This is a genomic window from Aeribacillus sp. FSL W8-0870 (assembly GCF_037963755.1).
Taxonomy (GTDB): domain Bacteria; phylum Bacillota; class Bacilli; order Bacillales; family Aeribacillaceae; genus Aeribacillus; species Aeribacillus composti.
The window spans coordinates 566,349-593,065 of record NZ_CP150165.1; the positions used below are offsets into that span (position 1 = coordinate 566,349).

20 protein-coding genes are annotated in these 26,717 nt (G+C 39.1%); 19 read left to right on the top strand and 1 reads right to left on the bottom strand.

All coding sequences use genetic code 11. The features are described from left to right. Window positions 1-235 precede the first annotated feature (235 nt). The 14 genes from NSU02_RS02910 to NSU02_RS02975 all read left to right on the top strand — a co-directional run bounded on the left by NSU02_RS02910 (window position 236) and on the right by NSU02_RS02975 (window position 15,029). The gene (locus NSU02_RS02910) at window positions 236-736 is read left to right on the top strand and encodes a (2Fe-2S)-binding protein (protein ID WP_063386354.1); all 501 of its coding nucleotides are present in this window, start codon (window positions 236-238) and stop codon (window positions 734-736) included. Window positions 737-980: 244 nt separating this feature from the next. Then, on the top strand, window positions 981-1,979 hold the full coding sequence (locus NSU02_RS02915; protein ID WP_327848476.1) for a thiamine pyrophosphate-dependent dehydrogenase E1 component subunit alpha: 999 nt from the start codon (window positions 981-983) through the stop codon (window positions 1,977-1,979). Beyond that, complete coding sequence (locus NSU02_RS02920; RefSeq protein WP_339194156.1) at window positions 1,966-2,970, top strand: alpha-ketoacid dehydrogenase subunit beta; 1,005 nt, start codon at window positions 1,966-1,968, stop codon at window positions 2,968-2,970. Before NSU02_RS02915 ends, NSU02_RS02920 begins: the two co-directional genes overlap by 14 nt. 101 nt (window positions 2,971-3,071) lie before the next feature. After that, on the top strand, window positions 3,072-4,283 hold the full coding sequence (locus NSU02_RS02925) for a dihydrolipoamide acetyltransferase family protein (RefSeq protein ID WP_063386353.1): 1,212 nt from the start codon (window positions 3,072-3,074) through the stop codon (window positions 4,281-4,283). Window positions 4,284-4,794: 511 nt separating this feature from the next. After that, on the top strand, window positions 4,795-5,808 hold the full coding sequence (gene moaA, locus NSU02_RS02930; RefSeq protein WP_153028072.1) for a GTP 3',8-cyclase MoaA: 1,014 nt from the start codon (window positions 4,795-4,797) through the stop codon (window positions 5,806-5,808). Between the two features lie 145 nt (window positions 5,809-5,953). After that, a complete protein-coding gene (gene glp / locus NSU02_RS02935; protein ID WP_339194157.1) occupies window positions 5,954-7,219 on the top strand; it encodes a gephyrin-like molybdotransferase Glp in 1,266 nt (421 codons plus the stop codon). A 24-nt stretch (window positions 7,220-7,243) separates the two neighbouring features. Continuing rightward, window positions 7,244-7,858: a nucleotidyltransferase family protein gene (locus tag NSU02_RS02940; RefSeq protein ID WP_117017039.1), complete on the top strand. Its 615-nt coding sequence runs from the start codon at window positions 7,244-7,246 to the stop codon at window positions 7,856-7,858. A 931-nt stretch (window positions 7,859-8,789) separates the two neighbouring features. Further along, a complete protein-coding gene (locus NSU02_RS02945) occupies window positions 8,790-9,734 on the top strand; it encodes a zinc ABC transporter substrate-binding protein (RefSeq protein WP_066246945.1) in 945 nt (314 codons plus the stop codon). A 1-nt stretch (window position 9,735) separates the two neighbouring features. After that, a complete protein-coding gene (locus tag NSU02_RS02950; protein WP_063386349.1) occupies window positions 9,736-10,497 on the top strand; it encodes a metal ABC transporter ATP-binding protein in 762 nt (253 codons plus the stop codon). Next, window positions 10,475-11,395, top strand: a complete 921-nt coding sequence (locus NSU02_RS02955) for an iron chelate uptake ABC transporter family permease subunit (RefSeq protein ID WP_117017041.1) — start codon at window positions 10,475-10,477, stop codon at window positions 11,393-11,395. Before NSU02_RS02950 ends, NSU02_RS02955 begins: the two co-directional genes overlap by 23 nt. Before the next feature lie 2 nt (window positions 11,396-11,397). Then, the gene (locus NSU02_RS02960) at window positions 11,398-12,285 is read left to right on the top strand and encodes a metal ABC transporter permease (RefSeq protein WP_066246941.1); all 888 of its coding nucleotides are present in this window, start codon (window positions 11,398-11,400) and stop codon (window positions 12,283-12,285) included. A gap of 112 nt (window positions 12,286-12,397) precedes the next feature. Further along, the gene (gene mntR, locus NSU02_RS02965; RefSeq protein ID WP_063386346.1) at window positions 12,398-12,835 is read left to right on the top strand and encodes a transcriptional regulator MntR; all 438 of its coding nucleotides are present in this window, start codon (window positions 12,398-12,400) and stop codon (window positions 12,833-12,835) included. Between the two features lie 141 nt (window positions 12,836-12,976). Further along, window positions 12,977-14,386, top strand: coding sequence for a processed acidic surface protein (locus tag NSU02_RS02970; RefSeq protein WP_327873647.1), 1,410 nt, complete (start codon window positions 12,977-12,979; stop codon window positions 14,384-14,386). 1 nt (window position 14,387) lies between these two features. Continuing rightward, window positions 14,388-15,029 carry a class D sortase gene (locus NSU02_RS02975; protein ID WP_063386345.1) on the top strand — a complete coding sequence of 214 codons (642 nt, stop codon included), beginning with the start codon at window positions 14,388-14,390 and terminating at the stop codon, window positions 15,027-15,029. 220 nt (window positions 15,030-15,249) lie between these two features. Here the strand turns inward: NSU02_RS02975 and NSU02_RS02980 are convergent, their stop codons facing one another. Next, a complete protein-coding gene (locus NSU02_RS02980) occupies window positions 15,250-16,626 on the bottom strand; it encodes an amino acid permease (protein ID WP_066246937.1) in 1,377 nt (458 codons plus the stop codon). Window positions 16,627-17,161: 535 nt separating this feature from the next. Here NSU02_RS02980 and NSU02_RS02985 point away from each other — a divergent pair. From NSU02_RS02985 to NSU02_RS03005, 5 genes are all read left to right on the top strand, one after another. Then, window positions 17,162-19,603, top strand: a complete 2,442-nt coding sequence (locus NSU02_RS02985) for a PBP1A family penicillin-binding protein (RefSeq protein WP_339194158.1) — start codon at window positions 17,162-17,164, stop codon at window positions 19,601-19,603. A 213-nt stretch (window positions 19,604-19,816) separates the two neighbouring features. Next, complete coding sequence (locus NSU02_RS02990; RefSeq protein WP_066246933.1) at window positions 19,817-20,566, top strand: MurR/RpiR family transcriptional regulator; 750 nt, start codon at window positions 19,817-19,819, stop codon at window positions 20,564-20,566. Between the two features lie 125 nt (window positions 20,567-20,691). After that, entirely contained in the window at window positions 20,692-22,635 is a 1,944-nt protein-coding gene (gene mngA / locus NSU02_RS02995; protein ID WP_339194159.1) for a PTS 2-O-a-mannosyl-D-glycerate transporter subunit IIABC, read from the top strand. A gap of 61 nt (window positions 22,636-22,696) precedes the next feature. After that, window positions 22,697-25,312, top strand: coding sequence for a mannosylglycerate hydrolase (gene mngB, locus NSU02_RS03000; RefSeq protein WP_339194160.1), 2,616 nt, complete (start codon window positions 22,697-22,699; stop codon window positions 25,310-25,312). A gap of 45 nt (window positions 25,313-25,357) precedes the next feature. Then, the gene (locus NSU02_RS03005) at window positions 25,358-26,563 is read left to right on the top strand and encodes a glycerate kinase (RefSeq protein WP_130158521.1); all 1,206 of its coding nucleotides are present in this window, start codon (window positions 25,358-25,360) and stop codon (window positions 26,561-26,563) included. Window positions 26,564-26,717 lie beyond the last annotated feature (154 nt).

The following is a 26,717-nucleotide window of genomic DNA, read 5'->3' on the forward strand; positions in this document are numbered from 1 at the left end:
GGAGAACATGTTCGCCTTCACTCGCGGTTACACCGAATGGTCCCAATAGAAGCGACCATGAGACAAATGTAAATTCAAGGGGGTTATAACGGGATGTTTCACTTCCTCATAGATAAGAAAACATCCCTTTACCCATATTTCTTCAATATATAGCATTTGTGCGGGGTTTGAAAAGTTTTAAAGAAAATGTGAGGAAACAACAAATAAATAATGAAAAGTAGGGGGAGGAATTTACATGATAGATAAAACTACTCGCAAAAAAATCACGGTCACTGTCAATGGAACGGTATATGAGCGTGAAGTGAATGTTCGGACATTACTAAGTGACTTTCTCCGAAGAGAATTAGGTTTAACGGGAACACATGTTGGTTGTGAACAGGGGGTGTGCGGCGCTTGTACGATATTGGTGGACGGTCAGGCAGTCCGTTCCTGTTTGCTGTTAGCAGTTCAAGCAGATAATCGCTCTATTACCACCATTGAAGGAATAGGAACGCCTGATCACCTTCATCCGATTCAGGAGGCTTTTTGGGAAAATCATGGTTTGCAGTGCGGGTTCTGTACTCCAGGATTTGTGATATCTGTTTACGAATTTTTAAAAGAAAATCCAGATCCATCCGATGAAGAAATTCGTGAAGCGTTGTCCGGTAATTTGTGCCGTTGTACAGGATATCAAGGAATTATTAAATCGGTAAAAGCAGCTGCAGAAAAATTAAAACAATCGGAATTGGCTGGTTAAATAAATAATCAGGGGCTGCCTGATAAGTTCCTAAAATGAAGGGGCTCCAAAAAGTCAGTTAACCCTGACTTTTTAGACAGCCCCGTAGTTTTTCAAACGACTAGGAAAATCGCTTCTGCTTTAGATGAGATTGTGACTCATTCTTAAAGACTATCTATGTTCGTAATTGACTTTAACCATAATAAAATCAAGATTCTAGCAAAAGCATATCTGTATGGTGATGGAATAAAGGAGGTTTATGGAAATGCAAGAGCTGCTTCAAACATACCACTTAAATGAAAACAAGTTCAATTGGGATAAAAACCGGTTCATACAAGCATGGCGGATTATGAACACGATACGTGTATTTGAAGAAAAAAGCATTCAAATTTACAAAAAAGGACTCATGGGTGGATCACTTCACTCATCTATTGGCCAAGAAGCTGTAGCAGCTGGAGTTTGTATGAATTTGAAAAAAGACGATTATATTTCCATTACGTATCGGGGGCGTGGTCAAGCATTAGCAAAAGGGGCCGATCCTTTTCAATTATTTTCCGAAATTTTAGGAAAGAAGACAGGCTATTGCAAAGGAAAAGGGGGCCCCATGCATATTACATCTCAAGAGCTTGGAATATTAGTAGCGAATGGCATCGTCGGTGCAGGTATTCCAATTGCTGTCGGAGCAGGTTTATCCATCAAAACGTTGAAAAAGAATCAAGTTTCTGTTGCGTTTTTCGGAGATGGGGCGACAAACCAGGGAGCATTTCATGAAGCTCTAAATTTGGCTGCGATCTATAAACTACCGGTCGTTTTCGTTTGCGAAAACAATCTATATTCAGAAATGACGCCAATTAAAAATGCTGTATTAAATGAGCATTTAGCAGAAAGAGGACTGGCCTATCGCATTCCGTCGATCATCGTGAATGGAAATGATGTGCGAGCTGTATACGAGGTTGCAAAACAAGCTGTGGAACGGGCGCGTTCAGGTGAAGGGCCTACCTTTATAGAAGCCAAAACTTATAGATTGTTAGGACATATGATTGGTGATGCGGAGACGTACCGAACAAAAGAAGAAGTGGAGGAATGGAGACAAAAAGAACCGATCAGATATTTTCGGGACGTATGCTTAAAACAAAATGTATTGAACGAAAAAGAATTAGATGAAATACAACAGCAAGTCATACAAGAAATTGACATTGCATATGAACGTGCGATGAAATCTGAAGAACCTGAAATGGAGGAGATCTTTAATGATGTCTACTAATAGAATCATCAGTTATGCCCAAGCAATCAATGAAGCTCTTAAAGAAGAAATGGCATTAGATGATAGAGTAATCCTTTTAGGGGAAGATATTGGTTCATATGGCGGCGTTTTTAAGGTGACAAAAGGTTTGTTTGATGAATTCGGAAAAGAACGAGTCATCGATACACCTATCTCTGAAACCGGATTTATCGGAGCAGGAGTTGGGGCAGCGATGACGGGGTTAAAGCCGGTCATTGAGATTATGTGGATTGATTTTTCGCTAGTAGCGATGGATCAAATTATTAATCAGGCAGCGAAAATGGCCTATATGTCTGGAGGACAAACGAGCGTTCCGATGGTGATACGTACACAAGGCGGCGGGGGAAGAGGAAATGGCGCCCAGCATTCGCAAAGCCTTGAAACATTATTTGCACATATTCCGGGGCTCAAAGTCGTTGCACCTTCTACCCCTTATGATGCGAAAGGATTATTGAAATCATCCATCCGGGAAGGAAGTCCGGTCATATTTATTGAACATAAAATGCTTTACTCTCAAAAAGGAGAAGTTCCGGAAGAGGAATACACGATTCCTTTAGGAAAGGCAGATATTAAAAGGTCTGGAAAGGATGTTACGATTGTTACGCTGTCAAGAATGGTACAGTTTTCGCTTGAAGCTGCAAAAGAACTAGAAAAAGAAGGAATCGATGCTGAAGTAATTGATTTGCGTACACTTGTTCCTCTAGATATAGAAACAGTTAAGGAGTCAGTAAAAAAGACGAACCGAGTAGTTGTTGTGCATGAAGCGACTCGTTCTTACGGCTGGGGAGCTGAAATTGCTGCCAGAATTCAAGAGGAGGCTTTTGATGATCTGGATGCACCGGTACAACGAGTGGGGGCGGAAGATGTTCCTGTTCCATATAACTTAAATTTAGAAAAAGAAATGCTCCCGCAAACGAAAGATATCATTCAAGGAGTAAAAAAATCTTTGTATTTACAATTGGAAACAGTGTAATGGCACAGTACAACAATTATTTGAAAGCATTTTGATAAATAATTGCAATTTATAAACACAAAAAGATGCTATCTATGTGTTATGACGAAGGAGGAAAAAAGGTGCGGCAGGAAATTGTACTTCCTAAATTGGATTCATCAATGGAAGAGGCTCGTATAGTTTCATGGGAGGTCAAAATTGGTGATACCATTAAAATAGATGACCCAATTTTAATTGTAGAAACTGAAAAATCCAGTCTTGAGGTTGAATCGGAAGTAGAGGGAACGTTAGAAGAAATTGTTGTGGATGAGGGTGAAACTGTACCAGTAGGAACTGTTCTTGCATATGTATCGAGTGGTAAGCATTCCACCGATCAAAAAGGCAGTTCCGATCATAATCCTGTAAAAGAAGAGAACATCTCACTAGGAAAGACTGAAAGAATCCGAGTTTCTCCAGCAGCTAGAAGACTTGCAAAGCAACGCGGAGTAGATCTAACCAAAATTAAAGGTTCGGGACCAAGGGGAAGAGTGATTCTGAAAGATGTGGCGGAAGCTGCTGCAAATGTAGTGAATCAAAGTGTTAAAATAGAAAATAAAGTCATAGCATCGATACATGCTAAAGGAAAAAGGGTTAACCTTACAAGTATGAGAAAAACGATTGCGCAGCGAATGACCGCAAGCTTTATGAATGTTCCTCAATTCCAAATCAAGAAAAGAGTCGATGTATCATCCATTGTACAATTGCGGCAGGCAGTAGTTTCAAGCATTGAACATTCGGCAGGCGTTCGTTTATCATTTAATGATTTTCTCATACAGGCGGTGGCTTTAACATTGAAGAAATTCCCGAGGGTAAATGCCTCATTCATAGATTCTGAAGGAGATCCTTATATTTTGGAGCATGAAGATATTAATATTGGTCTAGCGGTTGCTATTGATGACGGTCTAGTTGTTCCCGTCATCCATCAGGCAGATCAATTGTCCTTAATCGAGATTGCAGAAAAAAGAACAGAATTGGTTGAAAAAGCGAGAAAAGGCTTATTGAAGCCTGAAGAAATGCGTGGAGGAACTTTCACAATCTCCAATCTTGGCTCAGTTGGAGTTGACGAGTTTGTGGCAATCGTAAATCCTCCTGAAACCGGCATCTTAGCAGTTGGAAATATAATAGAACAGCCTGTTTTAACGAATCGTCATGAAACTTTGATAAAGCCGATGATCACATTAAATGCTTCATTTGATCATCGTACAATTGATGGCGCCTACGGTGGAAGATTTCTCGCTCAATTATGTGATCAGTTGCAATCAGGTCAATGGAATATCTTTTCAACAGTAAAATAATGAAATCATTAGGAAGTTGCCATGATGAGCATTCGAACATTAAAACAATTTTTCTGAGAAGGACATTAAGCAAAGCTTTTAATCAAGCTATCTTTGACTCTGATCTGAGGAGCAGGAGCTGGTGCACATCGAAAATATTGTCTGAAGATTTAGAATGACTAGACATAATTTTCAACTTGATAGAAACATATAATAGGATTTCCGACCATCTCCTTTTTATAAACCAAGGTCAGCAGGTTTTATAAGCAGTACCGGAGGCAGTACCAGAGTATCACTCGTTTTTGAAAATAAGCTTGCTTGAAAAATTGAAACAAATGACGGAGTTTTAGATGGAGTCTTCTCCATCCTCCGCCATTTATATTTTTAGGCGGTAACTAAAAAACAAGTGAGAACTGATTCATCAACGCCTGTATCAAAAAGTTTCAAAAATTCGGAACAACTTGAAATTTTCATGAGAAGCTTTTTCTCCAAAATAATGTTAGCATGATAGGAGAGTGTAAAAATGGGCAATATGAACAAAATAACCGATACCCTTCAGCGTCCTCTCCGTGATTTGCGCATTTCAGTTACTGATCGGTGTAATTTTCGCTGCCGCTATTGTATGCCAGCGGAGATTTTTGGTCCTTATTTTCAATTTCTCAAAAATGATCAGTTGCTCAGTTTTGAGGAAATAACTCGACTGGCTCGCATTTTTGCCTCACTTGGCGTCGAGAAAATTCGCCTATCAGGGGGAGAGCCGTTGCTGCGCAAAGAGCTGCCGAAGTTAATTGAAATGCTCGGTTCTATAGAGGGTATTTCTGACATTGCTTTGACTACGAACGGTTCTCTTCTTGCCAAACATGCGAAAGCGTTAAAAGACGCTGGTCTTCACCGTGTCAACGTTAGTTTGGACAGCTTAGATGATAAAGTTTTTCGCCAAATGAACGGCGGCCGCTGTGATGTCAAAACAGTTCTTGAAGGGATTGAAGCGGCCGCAAAGGCAGGTATGAAGGTGAAAGTGAATATGGTTGTACAAAAGGGGATCAATGATCAGGACATTGTGCCCATGGCGCGTTACTTCCGCGGAACCGGACATGTTTTACGCTTTATTGAATTTATGGATGTAGGAAATAGCAACGGCTGGAATCTTACACAAGTGGTTTCCAAGCAAGAAATTTTCGAACGTGTGAACGCTGAAATGCCGTTAGAACCGATCCCGTCCAATTATTTTGGAGAAGTAGCCTCTCGTTATCGCTATCGCGGCACAAATGAGGAAATAGGCATTATTTCTTCCGTAACGGACTCTTTTTGTTCCACGTGCACAAGAGCTCGCCTCTCAGCAGACGGCAATCTTTACACCTGTCTATTTGCCTCGCAAGGGACAGATTTGCGGGCGCAGCTCCGCAGCGGGGCAAAGGATGAAGAAATTAGGAATCTCATTCAGGATGTTTGGAACCGTCGAGCTGATCGTTACTCTGAAGAAAGATTTAACAATACAACGATTCCGAACAAAAAGAAGATAGAGATGTATTATATTGGAGGATAAAACAGAGCGGTGGAGAAAAGAACATATATTTCAGCTAATCGCTATGATAACAACGAAATTGTCGGTCGACTGAAGGGACAAAAGAACGTAATTTTCAACTAATGAAAGGCGCAGGATCATTTCAAAATATACAGGTGGTGATTGCATGTTATATATCCCGAATTCTTCCCCTATTCCATTTGAAGAAGCACAACGTCTTATTCTTTCTGCGATACGTCCCCTTCCGGTTATTACCATACCTCTGTCTGAAGCTCTTGGGTACTATTTAGCGGAAACGGTAAGGGCAGATCACGATGTTCCTATGTTTGACCGTTCCACTGTAGACGGTTACGCTCTGCGTGCGGAGGATGTGATCAATGCCAGCGCTTCTAACCCGGTAAAGCTGAAGGTTTTGGAAGAGATTCCCGCTGGATATTTACCTCAACAAAAAATTACCCAAGGTACGGCCAGCCGCATTATGACGGGAGCACCTATCCCCGAAGGTGCAAACGCAGTCGTTATGGTAGAGAAAACTGAGAATGCAGCGGAAGATAGCGAAAGCGTTTTGGTTTATCAATCGGTTAAAATTGGCGATGCTATTGCCAAAAAGGGACAAGATGTTGAAGAAGGGAAGGACGTCCTCACACAAGGGACGCTTTTAGGACCAATTGAACTGGGTCTGCTCGCTACATTCGGGATTGCATCTGTTCCGGTTTATGCGAAGCCTAAGGTTGGTATTCTTTCAACGGGAAGTGAATTATTGAACGTAGACGAGCCGATCGTCCCTGGAAAGCTTCGTGACAGTAACGGCGTAATGCTGGCCGGTCAAGTGAGTCAAGCAGGAGGTGAACCGGTTTATTTCGGGATTGCCCCGGACAAAGTAGAAGAGCTAGAAAAAAAGATGCTAGAGATTCTACAGCAGGTGGACATTTTAGTAACAAGCGGAGGCGTGTCCATGGGCGAATATGACTTCCTTGGAAAGGTATTTGAAAAAATTAATGCGAAAGTGATATTCTGGAAAACATTAGCTCGCCCTGGAATGCCAGTTTTGTGCGGAGTATGGCAGGATAAGCCGATTTTTGCTTTGGCAGGAAATCCAGCTTCGTCTTACGTCAATGCACATCTTTATGTGCTGCCTGCTATACGCTATATGAGCGGTTCTAAGGATCCGCTGCCGAAACGGGTAACGGTTGTATGTGACGAGGCAATTGAAGGGAAGCAAATGCTTCACACCCGGTTTTTACGAGGATTAACGTACGTTTCCCCAACCGGTGAACTAAGAGTGAAAATATCAAAGAAACAAGCTTCTAATGTTCTGTCCAGCTTTCTGGAAAGCAATTGTCTCGTTAAAGTGCCTGGGGGAAAAGGATTTAATGCAGGTGAGAAAGCGGAAGTGTATTTGCTGGGTGCGGTTGAGGAATTGAGACAGTGACAATGAGTCTGGGGGAGAGATGGTTTGAAAAAGGTTGGAGCAATTATTTTAGCAGCCGGAATGTCAAAACGGATGGGAAAACCAAAGCTGTTATTATCTCTAGGTGGGAAGCCATTATTTCGCTACTCTGTGAACACCGCTACCGCAGCTGGCTTAAAACCAATTGTATTGGTCGGCGGCAAACATATCGAAGAGCTGCGCAAACACACATCTGATTTAACCGAAATAGAAATCATTGAGAATCGGGATTATGAATCCGGCATGGCTTCCTCTCTTAAAGCAGGGATTCAGGCTTTAAAGGGACGAACGGATGCAGTCTTCGTATTTTTGGCAGACCAGCCCTTTGTACCTCCAATAGTTATAACTAAATTACTAGAATCTTATGATCAATATCGAAAAGAAGGTGTCCGCATTTTCCGCCCTAAGTATAATAATGTGCTTGGACACCCTGTATTGTTTGATGCTGAATTATTTGATGAATTTGAGCAAATTCAAGGTGATGAGGGAGGAAAATCAATTGTCCAAAAACATTATTCCAGCTTAATGGCTGTACCGTTTGAAAATTCAGAATGGGGATTTGATATTGACACCACAGAGGATCTGCTCAAACTAAAAAGGATTGCGCCAAAATATATTTAACAAAAATAGGGATAACAATAGATTCATTGTTGTCCCTTTTTAAATTTGTGTAACGGTCGTTGTACTTGAAGAAGTGCGTGGTTTTATTCAATCAAAAATTTCCCGGTTCAACAAGATTGACCGAGACTTTAGAAAATTTATTGCAGGAGTCCCATATTGAAATCGATAAACAAACAGCCCTGATGGGATCTATATATAATTCGTATCTTAATAAGGCTCTTTATGATTGTTGAGAAAATTGTATCTTAGTTATCCGGTATTAGAAATAACAAGCAAATCCTTCCTTGATCATCATTCATTAGGATACTTGTGCGAGTGTTCCTCATCTCTTTGCACCGCTGAGTACGAATGCGGTTCTTCCATTTCGTTTTAATTTCTCCCGTTTATTCAGATAGTTTATACTTGACAGTTTCTCAAAAATGGTATTAAATTTGCATTAAGGAAAAATATATGCAATAACAACAAAATTTAAACTCAATAAAATAAATATGTGTGAAGGAATTTTTTTTAACATAAAGTTTGCCCTTAGGCAATATTTATAACTATGGTAAAAAAGTAGGTGAAGGAATGGAAAAATTTCCTATTTGTGCAACATGAAGCCGGCAACTTTCTGTAAAGTATTAAGCCAAACGGTAAGCTGAATGGCGAAGCTGAAACAAATCAACTAGCGAAATGAAATTCATGTCTGTAAGTGTTTTGGCATTTATTCATTGATTGCGTTTTTTCAGTTTTGTTTCTTCTCAGGAATAAAAACAAATTGAGGTTACATATAGGAGTTTTCTATAAAAAACGGACAATGTTTGATTCCTGAATTCACAATTTGCCAGAATGGTTGTCGATATTAAATAGAAATCGTTCACCAATAAACTAGAGAGATGGGCTGACTTAAAAATCAAATCAATTTATAAAAATAAAAGGAGAGTGCGAAAAAATGAAAAATGTTATGAAAAAAATGGGGTGCTTATTCTTAATTAGTGCCTTGCTGGTGTTAAGCGCATGTAGTTCTGGACAAGAAGCATCCAAACGATCAAAAGATGGAAAAATTAATGTCGTCACAACGATTGCACAAATTGGCGAGCCGTTGTCTGTAATCGGCGGCGATCGTTTAAATGTCAAAAGTTTAATGGGGCCGTCAGTAGACCCTCATTTGTATAAGGCTACTCAAAGTGATATGGAAACTCTTGAAGAAGCAGATATCATTTTTTACAACGGGTTGCATTTGGAAGCGAACATGGTTGAAATATTTGAAAAGATCTCTGAATCAAAACCTGTTCTTGCAGTCGGTGAAACCATTCCTGAAGAATCTCTTTTAAAGGATGAAAAAGGGGTAGTTGATCCTCATATTTGGTTTGATCTGGACCTTTGGCAGCAGGCATTGGATGCTGCGGTTGAACAATTAAAAGAATTCTCTCCGGAAGACGCAGATTATTTTGAAGAAAATAAAAAGAAATATTTTGCTAGATTAGCTGATTTGAAAAAAGAAGCCGAAAAGCTTGCGGACATTCCAGAAAGTCAAAGAGTTCTTGTCACAGCGCATGATGCTTTCGGATATTTCGGACGAATGCACGGCATTAAAGTAGTTGGTCTTCAAGGACTTAGCACTGATTCCGAAATCGGTATTACAGATATTCAAGATACGATTGACATTATTAAAAAGTATAAAGTTCCTGCCGTATTTATCGAATCAAGTATTAATGAAAAATCGATCAAGGCTGTCATAGAAGGAGCGAAAAGTGAAGGAATTAACGTTACATTAGGCGGGGAGCTTTACTCTGATGCAATGGGTGAGGAAGGAACAGAAGAAGGAACTTATATAGGAATGTATCGCCATAATATCAATACGATTTATGAAGCATTAAGCGAAGGAGGAAAATAGCATGGCTGAAGCAGTGCTTCAAGTAGAGAATCTGTCCGCTTCCTATCGAAAAAATACAGTGCTCTTCGATGTGAATTTTGTAGTGCAGGCTGGTTCGCTAGTGGGAATCGTCGGTCCGAACGGTGCTGGAAAGTCGACGCTTTTAAAAACAATATTAAATCTTCACCCTTCCTTAACGGGATCAGTGAAATTTTTCGGATTGCCATTCAACAAGGTCCAAAAAAGGATCGGTTATGTACCACAGCGAGGTTCGGTTGATTGGGACTTTCCAACAAACGCATTGGATGTTGTCACTATGGGACTATATGGGCAAATCGGATGGCTGAAGCGGCCATCCCGATTGCATAAACAAAAAGCATTCGAGGCCTTGGAAAAATTAGGGATGGCTGATTACGCTGACCGTCAGATAAGCCAGCTTTCTGGCGGTCAACAGCAGCGTGTGTTTTTAGCACGCGCATTAGTGCAAAATGCCGACTTGTATTTTATGGACGAACCGCTGGCTGGTGTTGATGCAGCAACAGAACGCGCTATTATGACATTGCTGAAAGAATTAAAAGCTTTAGGAAAAACGGTCATGGTCGTGCACCATGATTTGCAAACAGTAGAAGATTATTTTGACCATGTTCTTTTATTAAATCGCACCGTCATTCAGTACGGAAAAACGAAGCAAATTTTTACTAGAGAAAATATTTCGCGAACTTATGGAGGAGACTTGCGCTGGTTGAGAGAGGAGAGTCTTCATGTTCACAATCCTATTAAATAGCAACACACAATGGGTGTTATTTAGCACGATGATTTTTGGGATTGCTGCTGGAACAATGGGCTGTTTAGCCTATTGGAAGCGGCAAAGCTTAATGAGCGATGCCTTAGCTCATGCAGCATTGCCCGGTGTTGTGATCGCCTTTCTTCTACTTGGAGAAAAAAACTTATTTGTCATGATCATTGGAGCATCCATCAGCGCTTTGATTGGAGCATCATTTATCCAATGGATACGTTCATCAACTAGAATTTCGGCAGATACGGCGATGGGAATGGTGCTGTCTATTTTTTTTGGCTTAGGAATCATGCTCCTGACAGTTGTGAATCGGACGTCAGGCGGAAATCAGAGCGGTTTGGACAGTTTTATTTTCGGTCAGGCCGCCTCGATGGTCAGATCAGATGTCACTACAATGTTAATCCTAGCTTTGGCGGTTATTTTGATTGTATTCATTGCATTTAAAGAATGGAAAATATATCTTTTCGATCCGGAATTTGCAAAAGGATTAGGACTGTCACTTAAATGGATGAACGGATTATATACAACGATTCTTGTCACAACGATTGTCATCGGGATTCAAGCTGTAGGAGTTATTTTAATTGCCGCCCTGCTGATTATCCCGTCAGTAAGTGCCCGCTATTGGACACAGTCTTTTCAACGGATGATTATCATATCAGCTCTGTTTGGGGGAGTGGCTGGAGCATTAGGAACATTCATCAGTGCATTGGGAAGAGGATGGCCTACAGGACCTTTTATCGTCATTGTGGCGTCCGCGCTGTTTTTCTTATCGCTTTTCTTTGGCAAAGAGAAAGGGATTCTGGTCAAGTATTTACAATTGAAAATGCAAAAAAGATTAGTGAATATTCATACCAGTAAGGCCTTAAGAACAAAAGGGGTAGAATAACCATGACTTATCATGCTATGTGGATTATCGTAACTGCTTCTTTAGTAGGGCTGTCCTGCGGCTTAATAGGTGTATTTCTGATACTCAGGAAAATGGCGATGATGGCTGATGCAATTAGTCATACGGTTCTGTTAGGAATTGTCATCGCTTTTATTATTACACGTGAATTAAGCGGAACTCATATGCTCATTGGTGCTATATTTGCAGGACTATTGACAGCTTTTTTAGTGCAGTGGCTTCATTCTTTAGACGTTCAGCAAGATGCAGCAATAGGAATTGTGTTTACGACGATGTTTGCTATTGGCGTTATTTTAATAGCGACTTCTGTAGGAAATGCACATTTAGATGTTCAACATGCTTTAATGGGGGAAATCACCTTTATACCTTGGAATAAAATTTCACTTCCTCTAATTGGCGAGGTTCCGAAGGCTACAGCATTGCTGGCTCTCGTTTTGTTTGTTGTTTTATTTGTTCTTGTCGCTTTTTATAAAGAATGGAAAATCACTTCATTTGATCCTGCGCTTGCTGCCAGCTTAGGGATTCCTGTTTTACTCATGCATTATGTATTCTTATGCTTAGTATCGATCACGACAGTTGCTTCTTTTGATGCGGTCGGCGCAATTATGGTCGTTGCGATGTTAATTACTCCAGCTGCCTCGGCTTATCTTTGGACAGATAGACTTTCTATTATGCTAGTATTAAGCGGATTATTTGGCGTAATATCTGCTGTAGCGGGCTATTATATAGCAGCTTGGGTCGACACTTCTATTTCTGGCTCAATGGCATTTGCCACAGGATTAGTGTTTTTCATAAGCTTTTTGTTTTCTCCGAAACATGGATGGATTGCGAGATATTTGCGATTGCATAAAACTGTAAAAAAGACAGGATGAAAATCGGCTATTAAATTGTCTTTCATAACGGTTGATCTCCTCCATACGCTTGTCTTATGGTGCTTTTATATAGTAAACTTTGTATGATGAAGATATTAATGGAGGATAACCAATGCCAACCCCGAGTATGGAAGACTATATTGAACAAATATATTTGCTAATTGAAAATAAAGGCTATGCGAGAGTGTCGGATATAGCAGAAGCGTTATCTGTACACCCTTCTTCCGTTACAAAAATGGTGCAGAAGCTCGACAAGGATGACTACTTAGTTTACGAAAAATATAGAGGGTTCGTCTTAACGCCGAAAGGAAAAAAAATCGGAAAACGCCTCGTCTACCGACATGATCTGTTAGAGCAATTTTTGCGGATTATTGGCGTCAAAGAAGAAAACATCTATCGCGACGTGGAAGGAATTGAGCACCATTTGAGCTGGGATGCTATTGACCGAATAGGGGATCTGATTCAATTTTTTGAAAAAGATAAAAGTCGAATCATAGAATTGCAGCAATTGCAAAATTTGAATGAAGAAAATGAAGAAAACGACTTCTAACATTAAACGACTTCTAATTTAGAAGTCGCTTTTTTTGTGCATGTAAAAATTTTTGTAAAAATTGTAAAAATTTTGTTGATTGATTCGTTATTCCTATTTATAATTTTCTCAAGAGATATAAAAAAAGAGGAAAAGAGGATTATGATGAAAAAATGGGGATTCATATTACTAGCTTTTATTTTGTGGATAGGAGTGATGCCAAAGCCGTCATCAGCTGCACAACAAGCATCTTTTGAGAAAGAACTGAATCAATATTTAGCGGAAGTAAGTAAACAAAGAGGTTTCAAAGTTACAAGAGAACATATCGAATTTTCGTTAGCTCAATATGAAGAAAAGATCGAAAATTTTGATTCTGTTGAAGAACTTCGTGATTTTTTAGGAGAGGTTATTCAAAAAGATTTAAGCAATTTAACCGAAATATTTGACGAATTTAATTTAAATGAAGCCAGTTTGCGCCAGCTGCTTCAAGAACACGGTGAAGATCTAGATGAGTATGTGTTTGTAGAAAATTTGTATGATGCCGTCATGCTTTACATAGAGCGTGATCCAAATTTTGATAAAAATTTGCAAGACTATTTGGCGAAAATTAGTAGTATTAGAGGATTTCCTGTGACGATTGACCATATTAATAGATCTTTGACTTTATATGAGAGAAAACTGGAAGACTTTAAAACCGTTAAAAGTTTAGAAAGATTTTTAGGAGAAGTTATTAAAAAGGATTTAAGCAATTTATCCTATATTTATGATGAATATGATTTAAATGAAAAGGAGTTGCGCCAGCTGCTTCAAGAACACGGAAAAAAATTGGAGGATTACGTTTTTCTAGATGATTTGGAAGAGGATGTTATAACATTTTTAAGTGAAGAATGGGATGCTGGTGTAGAAGACGAGCTCCTTTACGATTTATTAACGGTTTTTGAGCAGGAATACGGATTGACAAAAGAAGAAATCGAGCGGTTAAAGAACCATTTGCGATCAATTGAAGAGCATCTTATGAAAGAAGAGACAATTATAGCTTTGTTGGACTTGGCGGATCGGATGATGGCTTTTGAAGGGTTTGATGAAGCGACAGAGCTTACAAAGAGCCAAATCGAGGAGTTAATTTCGATTTTTAAAGATTTTCAACGTATTTTTAAAATTAAAGTTACATTTTCCTTTGTAAAAGATGGGTCTGAAAAGGAGCTTTCGCTGTTTGATCTATTTAACTTGAAAGAATTGATCAATGCAAAATTGAAAATCAACATATACAGTGAAAGTGGAGAATTTTTGGCTGATCTCCTCATTACCGGAGAAATCGTTGATTCAGATACGTTACATCGAACTGGGCAAACGATTCGTCACGGCGCTCAAGAAGCCAAAAGTGTGAAACAAGAGAAAAACGTTTCGCAAAAAATAGAAAAAAAGCTAAAAGCTGTAAAGGACAATGAGCATAAAACAGTAAAAGGTGCAAAATTGCCGAAAACAGATTCCGGCTATGGCGTGAATGCTATTGTAGGATTGTTCATTGTTTTAGCGGGATTTTTAATTTTTAGGCAAGCAAGGAAGGTTTAATATGCTGGAAACTACAAAAAGAAGCAGCCGAAACAAGCGGTTGTTTCTTCTTTTCTTTGCATCAATGATTATATTAGCCGGCCTATGGTTTTCAGCCGCAAACAGCTATAAACTTTTCAAAGGAATGCTACTGCCTGAGACCCATTCTGAAATGAAACAGAAGGCGGAAGCTGCACAGCCGGCCCCAGAAAAAAATACGAAGGCAGAAAAGGTTTTATATCCGACACGACCTAAAATTGGGGAGCAAATAGGAGAGCTGTTTATTCCAAAACTAAATGCAGTACTTCCGATATACCATGGAACGAACGAAGAAGAGCTTGAAAAAGGGGTCGGTCATTTTGCAGGAAGCGTATTGCCAGGAGAGGCAGACAATTCGGTTCTTTCCGGTCATCGCGACACCGTGTTTCGTAGGCTAGGGGAAGTAGGAAAAGGAGACGAGTTAATCGTCACAACTTCAGCTGGAGAATTTACTTATAAAATCTATAAGGTTCGGATCGTTGATAAAGACGACCGGACCGTGATCGTTCCGAAACCGAGGGCTACGTTAACTGTCAGTACATGTTATCCGTTTCATTTTATCGGCTCCGCGCCGGAACGATACGTGCTCGTAGCATATCTTGTTTCCGAGAAGTTGAAAAAATAATCTGTTATCTTGACCTATCATAATGTTTCCAATTCCCGTCTTCCGGTGGGAAAACTATCATAAAAACGGCTTTAGCCCTGTGTTCTAAAGGGCTAAAGCCGTTTATAATCGACTGTCTGACAGGGGAAGGTTTCCCCCCTAAAATTTGTTATCATGTGCATTTTTCAAGACACTGCATTTTTTTGACAGAGTTACGAATGAGTCTTTTAATGTCCTTATTTTACGGACTTTCTACCATATCCTTGTTATTTTTATCGCTTTTTTCTTTTCTGTTTTTATTCATAAAAGAAAAAATGGTGAGCAGTGCTAAGATGACAAGGCAAACAGTAGAACCGATCATATTTTTCTTATTAAAGATAAAAGAGAAAAAGATGACCAATAATGAAACGGTGGCTACTATCGTTGTGTATGGGAACCATTTTACTTGGAAATATGGTTTCTCCTTATACTGAGAACGAAGCTTTAGCTGAGCCAGACAGATGCTTGTCCATAATAAAATAATCGTAAAACCAGGTATCGTCATTAAATAGCTGATGACTCGGTCTGGAGTCATATAAGCTAAAAATACCCCAAATAAAATACAGATAGCCGTAACGGTAATACAGTTGATCGGTATTCCTTGTTTGGAAATCTTTAAAAATCTTTTTGGCGCTTCACCGCTTTGAGCCATGGAATATAATGTTCTGGAAGTTGCGTAAATCCCTGAGTTCGCCGCTGATAAAACAGCAGTAATAAGGACAAAATTCATAATATGAGCGGCTCCAGGAAGCCCTGTGATGCTCAATACTTGGACAAATGGACTGTCTTCCCCTGTCACTTGATTCCACGGCATTAAACCACAAATAATAAGAATAGGAAGCATATAAAAGAGAATAACTCTCCACATCGTTCCTTTAATGACTTTTGGCAAAACCTTTTCTGCATCTTTTGTTTCTGTGACCGCAACACCGATTAACTCAGCCCCGCCGTATGAAAACATGACGACTAAAAAGGCGCTTAACATTCCTCCAATTCCATAAGGAAAGAACCCGCCGTGTGCCGTATAGTTAGAAAAAGGATCATCAATATTGCTCGGAATAATTCCAAACAAAATGCCAAAGCCTAATAAAATGAAAGCGATTAATGCGAAAATTTTAATTCCTGCAAACCAAAACTCAATTTCACCATAGTACTTTACTTGAAACAAATTCATTCCAATGATTAAAACCATACAAAGGAGACTTAAAAGCCATAACGGTACGGTTGGAAACCAATATTTCAGAAAGCTTCCTGCTGCTAAAATTTCAACAACGGTGACAACAATCCAATTGATCCAATAAAGCCATCCTACAATAAAGGATATATGGAAGCCAAAAGCTTTATAAACAAGATGCTGAACGTTTAAGTTCGGATAAACAATCGCCATCTCAGCCAGTGCCGTCATGACAATAAATAATAAAAGGCCTCCTAATAAGTAAGCTATTACAACACTTGGGCCGGCAATATTTAATGTATCTGAGCTCCCTTTAAAAATTCCTGTTCCAATCATGCCTGCTAGCGCAATAAACTGAACATGTCGAGGTAATAACCCTTTTTTTAATGTTTGATCTTTTTCCATGGTGTTCATGCCTTTCTGTCCATTATGAAAAATATACTAGAATAACTGGCAGCATACTTTTTTACTTAATCGCTTTTCAGGTTTTACGCTTTTCTGCGTTTAAGTAAAAAAATAAATATGTTTCTAGTATATAATATTCTTTCGATTCATCAAAGAATAATGAAAAAACTCATTGCTATAAAACTGTTACAATTTATGGTAAATAGCAATACTCTTGAACTTCGAAGATATTTACGGAGCAAAGATAAGGTCAATTCTTCCTCTATTTAGTAGGAACTTATTACGATCTGTTCGATAAAACACTTCCTAAATGAAGAGGAATGTTATGAAGGTTCGCAAATCTTTTTCAAAACAGGGGTACTATTCTAAAAAGTGTTTTATTTTAAGAGTAGTTCAAATAAGTGTTATAATTTTTTTGTAAAAAAAATTGTCTGTTGCCGACAAATTCCACCACAAAAATCTTCTCGTCATCCGTATAATCTTAATCGTGTATTATTTATAGATTACCTTCTATACAGGTTAGGAGGAGACGGAAATGGGAGATCAATATCAGACGCGTATGGAGAAACGTCAAAAAAAGAAATCAGCTTCTAAAAAATCTCCGCTCATAAAAATCATGACAGCCTTTATGCTTGCGATTATCGTAATGATGACTGCGGGCGGTATCGTGGTATTGTCTTACATTATAAGCGCCCCTGCACTAGACCCGAAATTACTGAAAGATCCGTTATCCTCAACCGTTTATGATATGTATAATGAAAAAGTGCGAGATATTTCAGGAAGCGAACATCGGAAAATCATCAAAATCGAAAATATACCGAAAAATGTACAAAATGCGTTTATCGCAACAGAAGATGTGCGGTTTTTTGAGCATAATGGAATCGATTTTAAACGAATCGCAGGTGCAACCGTTGCGAATGTAAAAGAAGGATTCGGCGCTGAAGGCGGAAGTACGATTACCCAGCAGGTAGTCAAAAATTCATTCTTAACGCCTGAAAAAACGCTCAAGCGAAAAATACAAGAAGCTTACTTGGCTGTTCAGTTGGAACGACGCTACTCAAAAGAAGAAATTCTTGAAATGTATTTAAATAAAGTGTATTTCGGTCAAGGAGCATACGGGGTTGCGACAGCGGCAGAAACATATTTTAACAAATCCGTGAAAAAGCTGACGATTAGTGAAGCTGCGCTGTTGGCGGGGCTGCCGCAAAGACCGAGCGAATACGATCCATTTAAAAATCCGGATTTAGCTGAAAAAAGAAGAAATATAGTATTGTCGTTAATGAGGAAGTATGGCTTTATTACCGAAAAAGAAGAGCAAGATGCGAAAGCGATCCCGGTTGAGAAATTATTAAAGAAGAAAAAAGAAGGGCCGAAATATCAAGCGTTTATCGATCAAGTCATCAAAGATATAGTTGATGCCGGAATATCGGAAAAGGATATCTATACGGGCGGTTTAAAAATTTATACAACCCTTGATCCGGATGCTCAAAAATTTACAGAAAAAGTGCTGACAACTGATCAATACATTTATTATCCAGACGATCAGTTCCGGGCAGGAGTCGTGCTACTTGATACACAGACTGGCGCCGTCAGGGCAATTGGCGGAAACCGCAACTCAGATCAAGAAGTACAAAGAGGTTTTAACTACGCAACACAAACGAAAAGACAGCCAGGTTCGACGATTAAGCCGATCTTGGATTACGGCCCGGGAATCGAACATTTCAAATGGTCTACATATAAACAGTTCATTGACGAGCCGCTCACCATCCATGGCAAAGAAATCAAAAACTGGGACGGTCAATATCGCGGCAGTATATCGATGCGAAAAGCGTTACAATGGTCTTACAATATACCGGCTGTAAAAGCATTTTTGGAGGTAGGGGAAGACCGGGCAAAAGAATTTGCGGAAAAACTCGGAATCCCGCTCGATCAGATCTATCCTTCATATGCGATCGGAGGCTTTAATAAAGGTGTGTCCCCGCTTCAATTGGCTGGGGCGTATGCCGCTTTTGGAAATGAGGGCGTTTATCATAAGCCTTTTACGGTAAGGAAAGTCGTCTATCCAAACGGTAAAGAAATCGATCTTTCTTCCAAACCGGTGAAGGCGATGAGCGACTATACCGCCTACATGATGACCGATATGTTGAAAACCGTCGTGAAAGAAGGAACAGGACGACTGGCGAACATCCCAGGACTTCCACTAGCAGGAAAAACAGGAACAACCAACTTGCCGGAAAATATACGAGGAGATGGAACATCTGATGCCTGGTTTGTCGGCTACACGACTCGTTATGCGGCTGCGGTTTGGACGGGATACGACCAGACGACTCAGGAAACGTATGTGACAAACGAGAAGGCGAAGATTTCAAGACTTATTTTTAAAGAAATCATGTCTCACGTTTCTGAAAAAATAGAAACACCTGATTTTGAAAAACCGGACAGTGTCGTCGAAAGAGTGGTTGGCGGCCGAACTGAATTATTTGTAAGGGGAACTCCAATCCCAGCAATTCCAAAACAAAAAGAAAAGGATAAAAAAGAGGATAAAAAAGAGGATCAAAAACAGGATCAAGTAAAAGATAATGAACAGGAGCAAAAACAAGAAGAGGAAAATCAGGAGCCAAAAGAAGAGAACAATCAAAATGACATGGATAAAGAGCAGCAAGAAAATTCTGAGGACAACAAAGAGCAGCCTGAAGATAATAAAGAAATAGAGCAGCCAAATCAGCCTCCTGCCAATGAACAGCCGCAGCCACAACCGCCAGCTAACAACGGCAGCGACCAAGGAAACGGCCAAAAACCATCAGGAGGAAATAACGGAACTGACGGATCAAATAATAACGGAAACGGCGGCTCGAATAGCAACGGGAATGGCAGCGGATCAAGCAGTAATAATGGTCCAGGAAAAGGAGCCGGCACAACCAATCCGAACGGAAAATCACAATCTGAAAAGCAATCAACGGATAACGGCAGTCCATAAACAAAAGGGTTGAAAAAACATACTAACAATAGTAGTGCAGACCACGGCCATGGTTTGTGCTACTATTTTTTTGTAGAGATGAGAAAGTTTGTGTTCATTTAGGAAAAAACATATAGCTTGCAGCAATTGTATACGCTTTTATCGACTTCAAATTTGATATAATTAGAGCAATCGGATCTGTGTCAGCAAAGATTTGTAGAGGTGATTTTCAGAATGTTCTTAGAAGAGCGTGCTCAAAAATTTGAATATAAGTTGAATGATACAGATGATCAAATCATCGAATATATTGTGAATAATAAAAAGCTTGTTGTTACGATGTCTATTCAATCACTTGCTGCGTCTTTATATACAGTTCCAAATACCATTACAAGACTCTGCAAAAAACTAGGATATGATGGGTATTCACATCTTAAAAACAGTCTTAAGGAAGAATTGCATACAGAGCTAAAAGGACAGGATATGGTAGAAAACAGCTTATATACAACTGTACAAAAAACGTTTGATTTAATGGATATGGATAAGATTAAACTTGTAACAAGGTTGTTACGTGAAGCAAAAAATATTTTATTTTTTGGTGTAGGAGATTCAGTGATTTTTTGTGAAATGATGGTCAAAAACTTGAAGGTTGCCGGAAAACAATCCGATTATTCTATTCATCCTCACGAAATCAGGCATGGGATCAACCGGCTTAAAAGTGGAGATATTCTTTTCCTTATTAGTTTATCAGGAGAAACTCCTCAAGTGTTGGAAATGGCAGAGCTAGGCAAGATGAAATCAATTTGTGTCATATCGCTTACTCATTTTTATCGTAATTCTCTTCAGAAATTAGCAGATGTCAATCTATATTGTCATGCTCCTAAGAAATTGCTGAACGGCTACAATGTCACTGATAAAACATCTCCAATGATTGTTTTGCGTACTTTGTCAGAATACTTCTGGAAAGAAACGTGCGGATGTGTATAAATACACATGAAAGCGCTCTATTAAAGAATAACTGTGTAAAAATAAGAAGAAATCTCTTCTTCTTTTTTTTTATGCTACGATAAGGCTAAAGTTACAGCAATTGATAAGTAAAGGAGATTGATTTTATGCAATTAGTATCTGCGACATCACCTGATTTAATTAGTACGAATCAATCCTTTGCTTCGAAAGATGAAGTTATCAATTTTTTAATTAAAAAATTATATGAAGCAGGGAAGCTGTATTCGGAAAAAGATTTTTACCAGGCTGTCATGGAAAGAGAGAGTTTATCCCCGACAGGCTTTGAAGGCGGACTGGCGATTCCGCATGGTAAGTCGGCAGCAGTAAAAGAAGCAGCATTTGCCGTTGCAACTCTAAAAAAACCGATCATTAACTGGGAAAGCATTGATCCAAATAATGAAGTGACTTTGGTTGTATTGCTTGCTATTCCTGAAAATGAAAGCGGTTCAACACACCTGTCGTTATTATCAGAACTTGTGAAAAGGTTATCAAATGAAGAGTACAAAAACCGTTTATTGAAATCGAAAACCAATTATGAGTTATTTTATCATTTAGATCATCAATTTCAAGAAGAAAATGCTGAAGCAGCCAATAAAATGAATAAAACAATTTTAGCAGTTACCGCTTGTCCGGCTGGCATTGCCCATACTTATATGGCGGCAGAGGCGTTAGTAAATGCAGGTAAAGAGCTTGGAGTTGATATTTTCGTTGAAAAGCAAGGAGCGAACGGCATTGAAGACCGCCATACTACACAGTTATTAAGAAAAGCCGATGCTGTTATTTTTGCGGCTGATGTGGCGGTAAAAAATGAAGAAAGATACAGTCATCTTCCCAAAGTGAAAACCTCTGTGGCCGCACCGCTGAAAAATGCAAAAGCGATTATCACGCAAGCATTAGAGAAATCTGAAAATGTCGAGAAAAAGGAATATGCTGGTTCGGTTAACTCTTCACATGGGACAGAAGAAAACGAGAAAAAAAGCTTTAAAACTGAAATAAAGGATTCCATCTTAACAGGAATTTCTTACATCATTCCGGTTATTGTCGCTGGAGGTATGACTCTGGCAGCTGCTGTATTGATCTCCCAGGCTTTTGGTCTTCAGGAAGTTTATGATACAGAAGGGTCATGGCTTTGGCTGTTAAGACAGTTGGGCGGAACATTATTAGGGACTTTAATGGTTCCAATTCTTGCGGCATATATGGCCTACTCGATTGCGGATAAGCCGGCATTGGGGCCGGGGTTTGCGGCAGGCGTAGCTGCAAATTTAATTGGCAGCGGTTTTCTGGGCGGTATGCTCGGAGGTATTTTAGCCGGTTATTTCCTTAAATATTTAAAAGAAACTGTTAAACCTAGAGGAACATTTGCCGGGTTTATCAGCTTCTGGCTGTATCCGGTAGTTGGAACACTTGTTGTCGGTTCAATTATGCTGTTTGTTGTTGGAAAACCACTAGCATTTTTAAATCAGGGCTTAATCAGCTGGTTAGAGGGTATGTCGGGTACAAACGCCATTCTTTTAGGAGCTATTCTGGGGGCAATGGTATCTTTCGATCTCGGCGGCCCAGTCAATAAAGCTGCCTATACATTCTGTATTGGAGCTATGGCCAGCGGCAACTTTGTTCCATATGCTGCCTTTGCATCTGTGAAAATGGTTTCTGGTTTTTCAATAACAGCTGCGACGATTGTTGCTAAAAAATATTTTGATAAAGAAGAAAAAGAAGTCGGAAAGCAAACATGGCTATTAGTGCTTGCAGGTATTACTGAAGGAGCGATTCCGTTTGCAATGAAAGACCCGCTTCGCGTGATTCCATCCCTTATGGTTGGATCAGCTATTACTGGTGCGATTGTTTCCTTTTATCAAATTGGACTCAATGTACCTGATGCTGGAATCTTCTCGCTTGCGTTGCTGCAAGGAAAACCGTTGTTGATAGGAGCAGGTATATGGTTAGGAGCTGCACTTCTTGGTGCGTTTGTATCGATGTGTTTATTAATAGTCACGCGTAAAAACAAATTAAAAAAAGAAAAGCATAATCAACATTCACCGCAAGCTGCATAAGCCGCTTAAGGCGTGGAAGCAACGAGTTCTACTACAAAATATTAATTGATCGGAGGACATCATGAAAAAAGTTCATATCGTTCCACATATGCATTGGGACAGAGAATGGTACTTTTCAACTGAAGAATCGAGAATCTTATTAGTTAATAATATGGAAGAAATTTTAGATATGCTAGAGAATCATCCAGAGTACCCCTACTATGTTCTGGATGGGCAAACAGCTGTTTTGGAAGACTATTTTGCAGTTAAACCGGAGAATAAAGAGAGAATCAAAAAGCTTGTGCAAGAAGGGAAACTGATTATAGGCCCTTGGTATACACAAACAGATGAAATGGTTGTTGGCGGAGAATCCATTGTACGGAATTTATTATATGGAATTAAGGATTGTGAAGAATTTGGGGATTATATGAAAATTGGTTATCTTCCAGATTCATTTGGACAATCTTCGCAAATCCCGAAAATCTTAAGAGGATTTGATATTAAATATTCTATTTTCTGGCGCGGTGCTTCTGAACGGCATGGAACAGACAAGACAGAGTTTTATTGGGAATCTGATGAAGGTTCTAAAGTACTTGTCCAGTTATTTCCTTTAGGGTATGCGATCGGTAAATATTTACCTGAGGATGAACAGAAGCTTCAAGAACGGATCAATAAATATTTTGCCGTGTTGGATAAGGGAGCAACGACAGAGCATATTATTCTTCCGAACGGACATGATCAAATGCCGATTCAAAAAAACATTTTTACTATTATCGAAAAGCTTAGAAGGTTATATCCAGATCGTGAGTTTTTCTTAAGTAAATATGAGAATGTTTTTGCAGAATTAGAAAAAAACAGTGATTTGCCGACTTTAAAAGGTGAATTTTTAGACGGGAAGTATATGCGTGTTCACCGAAGTATTTATTCTACTCGCATGGATATTAAGTCAGCTAATACAAGAATTGAAAATAAATTAACAAACATTTTAGAACCGCTCGCATCTCTTGCCTACAGCTTAGGCTTTGAATACCATCATGGGTTAATTGAACTCATATGGAAGGAAATCATGAAAAATCACGCTCATGACAGTATTGGCTGTTGCTGCTCTGATAAGGTTCATCAAGAAATTTGCAGCCGTTTCTTCATTGCGGAAGAAAAAATCGATCAATTGATCCAGTTTTATAAACGAAAAATTGTTGATTCAATGGATACTGACTGGAATTTCGATCGACTAACTGCATTCAATTTACTTCCTTATGACCGTGATGAAGTGATTACAGCAAGCGTAATTACTAAATATAAGTCTTTTAAGTTAATTAGTGAAGATGCAAAAGAAATCGAGTTTGAAGTTTTAAATAGTGAAATAATGGATCCTGGTTTAATTGATCGTCAAATTGTCCATTACGGAAACTACGAACCATTTATAAAATATACTGTCCAATTAAGAGATCGAATACCTTCGTTAGGTTATAAAACTTATTTTGTCGTAGAAGATAATAAGGAATTAAGTAATTCATTTCGCGCTCAAGATCGTATTTGTACGGACTTTTACGAAATAAGTGTGAATCCAAACGGTACGATAAATATTTACGATAAGCATTTAAATAAAACGTTCCATAATGTACTTTTACTTGAAAACGGAGGAGACGATGGTGATGAATACGATTATTCACCATTGCCGAATGAAGAGCTGATCTATAGCGATCATGTTGATGCAGCAATTAATATAACTCAAAACCAATTTGCAGGTAAAATTGACATTCAATATAGATTGGCTGTTCCTGAAAATTTAGAGAAGAGAAAAGAAAAAAATGCAGATAGTTTTGTAGATATCCATATTGAGTTAACTATTCCTAATCATAAACCAATAATTGAAGTAAAGTTTGAAATTGATAACCATGCGAGAGATCATCGATTGAGAGTTCTTATTCCAACGGGTATCGCATCTCTATTTTCAATTTCTGACAATCAATTTGGATTTATTAAACGTGCTGTATATGATCAGGCAATGGATGTTTGGGAAAAGGAAAATTGGGACGAGCGTCCAGACCCGATTTATCCGATGCTGAGCTTTGTTGGATTATCAAATGAAGAATATGGAATGAGCGTTTTAACAAACAGTACAAGAGAATATGAAATTGTTGGCAAAAACTACGACACGATTGCGATTACTTTATTTAGAAGTGTTGGCTTACTTGGTAAAGAAGAATTGCTTAGAAGACCAGGCAGGCCTTCAGGAATCAAGCTGCCTACCCCTGATTCTCAAATGATCGGAAAGCTTACTTTAGATTTTGCTATTACGACCCATCAGGGATCTGCTTTAGAAGTGAATGTCGGACGTATGGCTAAGGAATACTTAACACCGATTCATGTGTATAACAAAATTCCGTATGACGCCATGAAACTAAATAAAGCGGATATTAAAACACCTGTAAAATTCAGTTTGCTAAAAGAATCGTCTCCAGAAGTTGTGTTAAGTACTTTGAAAAAAGCTGAAAAAGATGACCAGCTTGTTTTGCGATTCTATAATCCGACAGACAAACCAAAAACGGCTTCATTTGAAATAAATGGCATTTTGAAAGAAGCTTATAAAGCGAATTTAAATGAAAAACCGCTGGAATTATTAGAAGTAGCAGACAGCCGCAAGATTGAAACAAAAATAAAGCCGAATCAAGTAATAACGGTGCTTTTTAAATGACAGTGGAATACTCGAAATCTATTGAACGATAAAAAGAGTTTCCGTATGAGTTTATCTGATAAGAAAAAGGATCAGAAGATTGGAGTGTCGCGTATCAAAATCGTCATAGCAGTTGATTCCTTTAAAGGTTCAGTAAGTTCACTTCAGGCAGGAGAAGCAATCAAAAATGGCATTCTTCGAGTTTGCCCGGATAGAGAGGTCGTGGTCTCCCCAATGGCAGACGGAGGGGAGGGATCAGCAGAAGCCATTCTTTATACACTAGGCGGAAAAAAAGTACATGTAAATGTGAAAGGTCCTTTAATGGATTCTGTATCAGCTGAATATGTTATTTTCCCTTACAATGGGACAGATCATGTGTTTATCGAAAGCGCCTCAAGCTGCGGATTGACACTGATTCCAGAAGAGAGACGGACCCCAATGAAGACGAATACATTCGGTTTAGGAGAGCAGATCAAAGATGCAATTAAACGTGGATATCGTCATTTTATCCTTTCATTGGGAGGAAGTGCGACCAATGATGGCGGAATCGGAATGCTACAGGCGCTGGGTTGGCAGTTTTTCGACGAAAATGGCAACTTAATCGGAAAAGAGGCCAACCCTCTTTTAAACACTGCAGCTATGTCAACACAAAAAGTATTATCGGAAATTGCAGAATGTAAATTTACCATTGCGAATGATGTATTAAATCCTTTTTATGGACCGTCTGGTGCTGCACATATATTTGCGAGGCAAAAGGGAGCAAGTGATGCTGAGATTGTTGAACTGGACAAAGGTTTAGAGAGGTTTGCCAGGATTTTATATAAAGAAACGGGGATTGATGTTCAAGAAATCCCAGGTGCAGGAGCAGCAGGCGGACTTGGCGGTGCCATGGCAGCATGTCTGAACGCAAAAATGGCGTCAGGTGCTGAAATCATCATGGAGTTAACAGGATTAAAGGACAAAATTCAATGGGCAGATCTTGTGATAACCGGTGAAGGCAGTATAGACCAACAATCATTATTAGGAAAGGTTCCTGTTACAGTCGCGAAATATGCTAAGCATCATCGGAAAGCTGTTATTGGTCTGGCTGGCCGTATCGACACAGAGTTAGAAAGGATAAATGAACATCTCGATGCTGTTTTTTCCATTCAAACACAGTGCCGGACACTTGATGAAGCCATGCTTGAAGAGATCACAACGAAGCAGCTGGAAGTAACAGCTGAACAAGTGATGAGACTTTTGGTAAACTCGAGAAAAATTTATTGTAACTAACTGATAATTCGTTCTTTCCCAGATGAAGGCGAATATTAGAAGAGGTCTTAATTGCTGCAAAGCGTCAGGAAGAATAAATAATTCAGGGTTGTGGCAGCCGCGTTGATGCCAGCTCTTAATTTGCTGCAAAGCGTTAGGAAAAAGAAACATAAAG

What these genes read in the sequence shown, in the direction of transcription:
- NSU02_RS02970 (WP_327873647.1), top strand. Translation starts at nt 12,977, where the DNA reads ATGATGAAAAAATGGGGATTCATATTACTAGCTTTTATTTTGTGGATA.
- NSU02_RS02955 (WP_117017041.1), top strand. Translation starts at nt 10,475, where the DNA reads ATGTTCACAATCCTATTAAATAGCAACACACAATGGGTGTTATTTAGC.
- mngA (WP_339194159.1), top strand. Translation starts at nt 20,692, where the DNA reads ATGCAATTAGTATCTGCGACATCACCTGATTTAATTAGTACGAATCAA.
- NSU02_RS02975 (WP_063386345.1), top strand. Translation starts at nt 14,388, where the DNA reads ATGCTGGAAACTACAAAAAGAAGCAGCCGAAACAAGCGGTTGTTTCTT.
- NSU02_RS02950 (WP_063386349.1), top strand. Translation starts at nt 9,736, where the DNA reads ATGGCTGAAGCAGTGCTTCAAGTAGAGAATCTGTCCGCTTCCTATCGA.
- NSU02_RS02945 (WP_066246945.1), top strand. Translation starts at nt 8,790, where the DNA reads ATGAAAAATGTTATGAAAAAAATGGGGTGCTTATTCTTAATTAGTGCC.
- mntR (WP_063386346.1), top strand. Translation starts at nt 12,398, where the DNA reads ATGCCAACCCCGAGTATGGAAGACTATATTGAACAAATATATTTGCTA.
- moaA (WP_153028072.1), top strand. Translation starts at nt 4,795, where the DNA reads ATGAACAAAATAACCGATACCCTTCAGCGTCCTCTCCGTGATTTGCGC.
- glp (WP_339194157.1), top strand. Translation starts at nt 5,954, where the DNA reads ATGTTATATATCCCGAATTCTTCCCCTATTCCATTTGAAGAAGCACAA.
- mngB (WP_339194160.1), top strand. Translation starts at nt 22,697, where the DNA reads ATGAAAAAAGTTCATATCGTTCCACATATGCATTGGGACAGAGAATGG.
- NSU02_RS02985 (WP_339194158.1), top strand. Translation starts at nt 17,162, where the DNA reads ATGGGAGATCAATATCAGACGCGTATGGAGAAACGTCAAAAAAAGAAA.
- NSU02_RS02980 (WP_066246937.1), bottom strand. Translation starts at nt 16,626, where the DNA reads ATGGAAAAAGATCAAACATTAAAAAAAGGGTTATTACCTCGACATGTT.
- NSU02_RS03005 (WP_130158521.1), top strand. Translation starts at nt 25,358, where the DNA reads ATGAGTTTATCTGATAAGAAAAAGGATCAGAAGATTGGAGTGTCGCGT.
- NSU02_RS02910 (WP_063386354.1), top strand. Translation starts at nt 236, where the DNA reads ATGATAGATAAAACTACTCGCAAAAAAATCACGGTCACTGTCAATGGA.
- NSU02_RS02915 (WP_327848476.1), top strand. Translation starts at nt 981, where the DNA reads ATGCAAGAGCTGCTTCAAACATACCACTTAAATGAAAACAAGTTCAAT.
- NSU02_RS02960 (WP_066246941.1), top strand. Translation starts at nt 11,398, where the DNA reads ATGACTTATCATGCTATGTGGATTATCGTAACTGCTTCTTTAGTAGGG.
- NSU02_RS02990 (WP_066246933.1), top strand. Translation starts at nt 19,817, where the DNA reads ATGTTCTTAGAAGAGCGTGCTCAAAAATTTGAATATAAGTTGAATGAT.
- NSU02_RS02920 (WP_339194156.1), top strand. Translation starts at nt 1,966, where the DNA reads ATGATGTCTACTAATAGAATCATCAGTTATGCCCAAGCAATCAATGAA.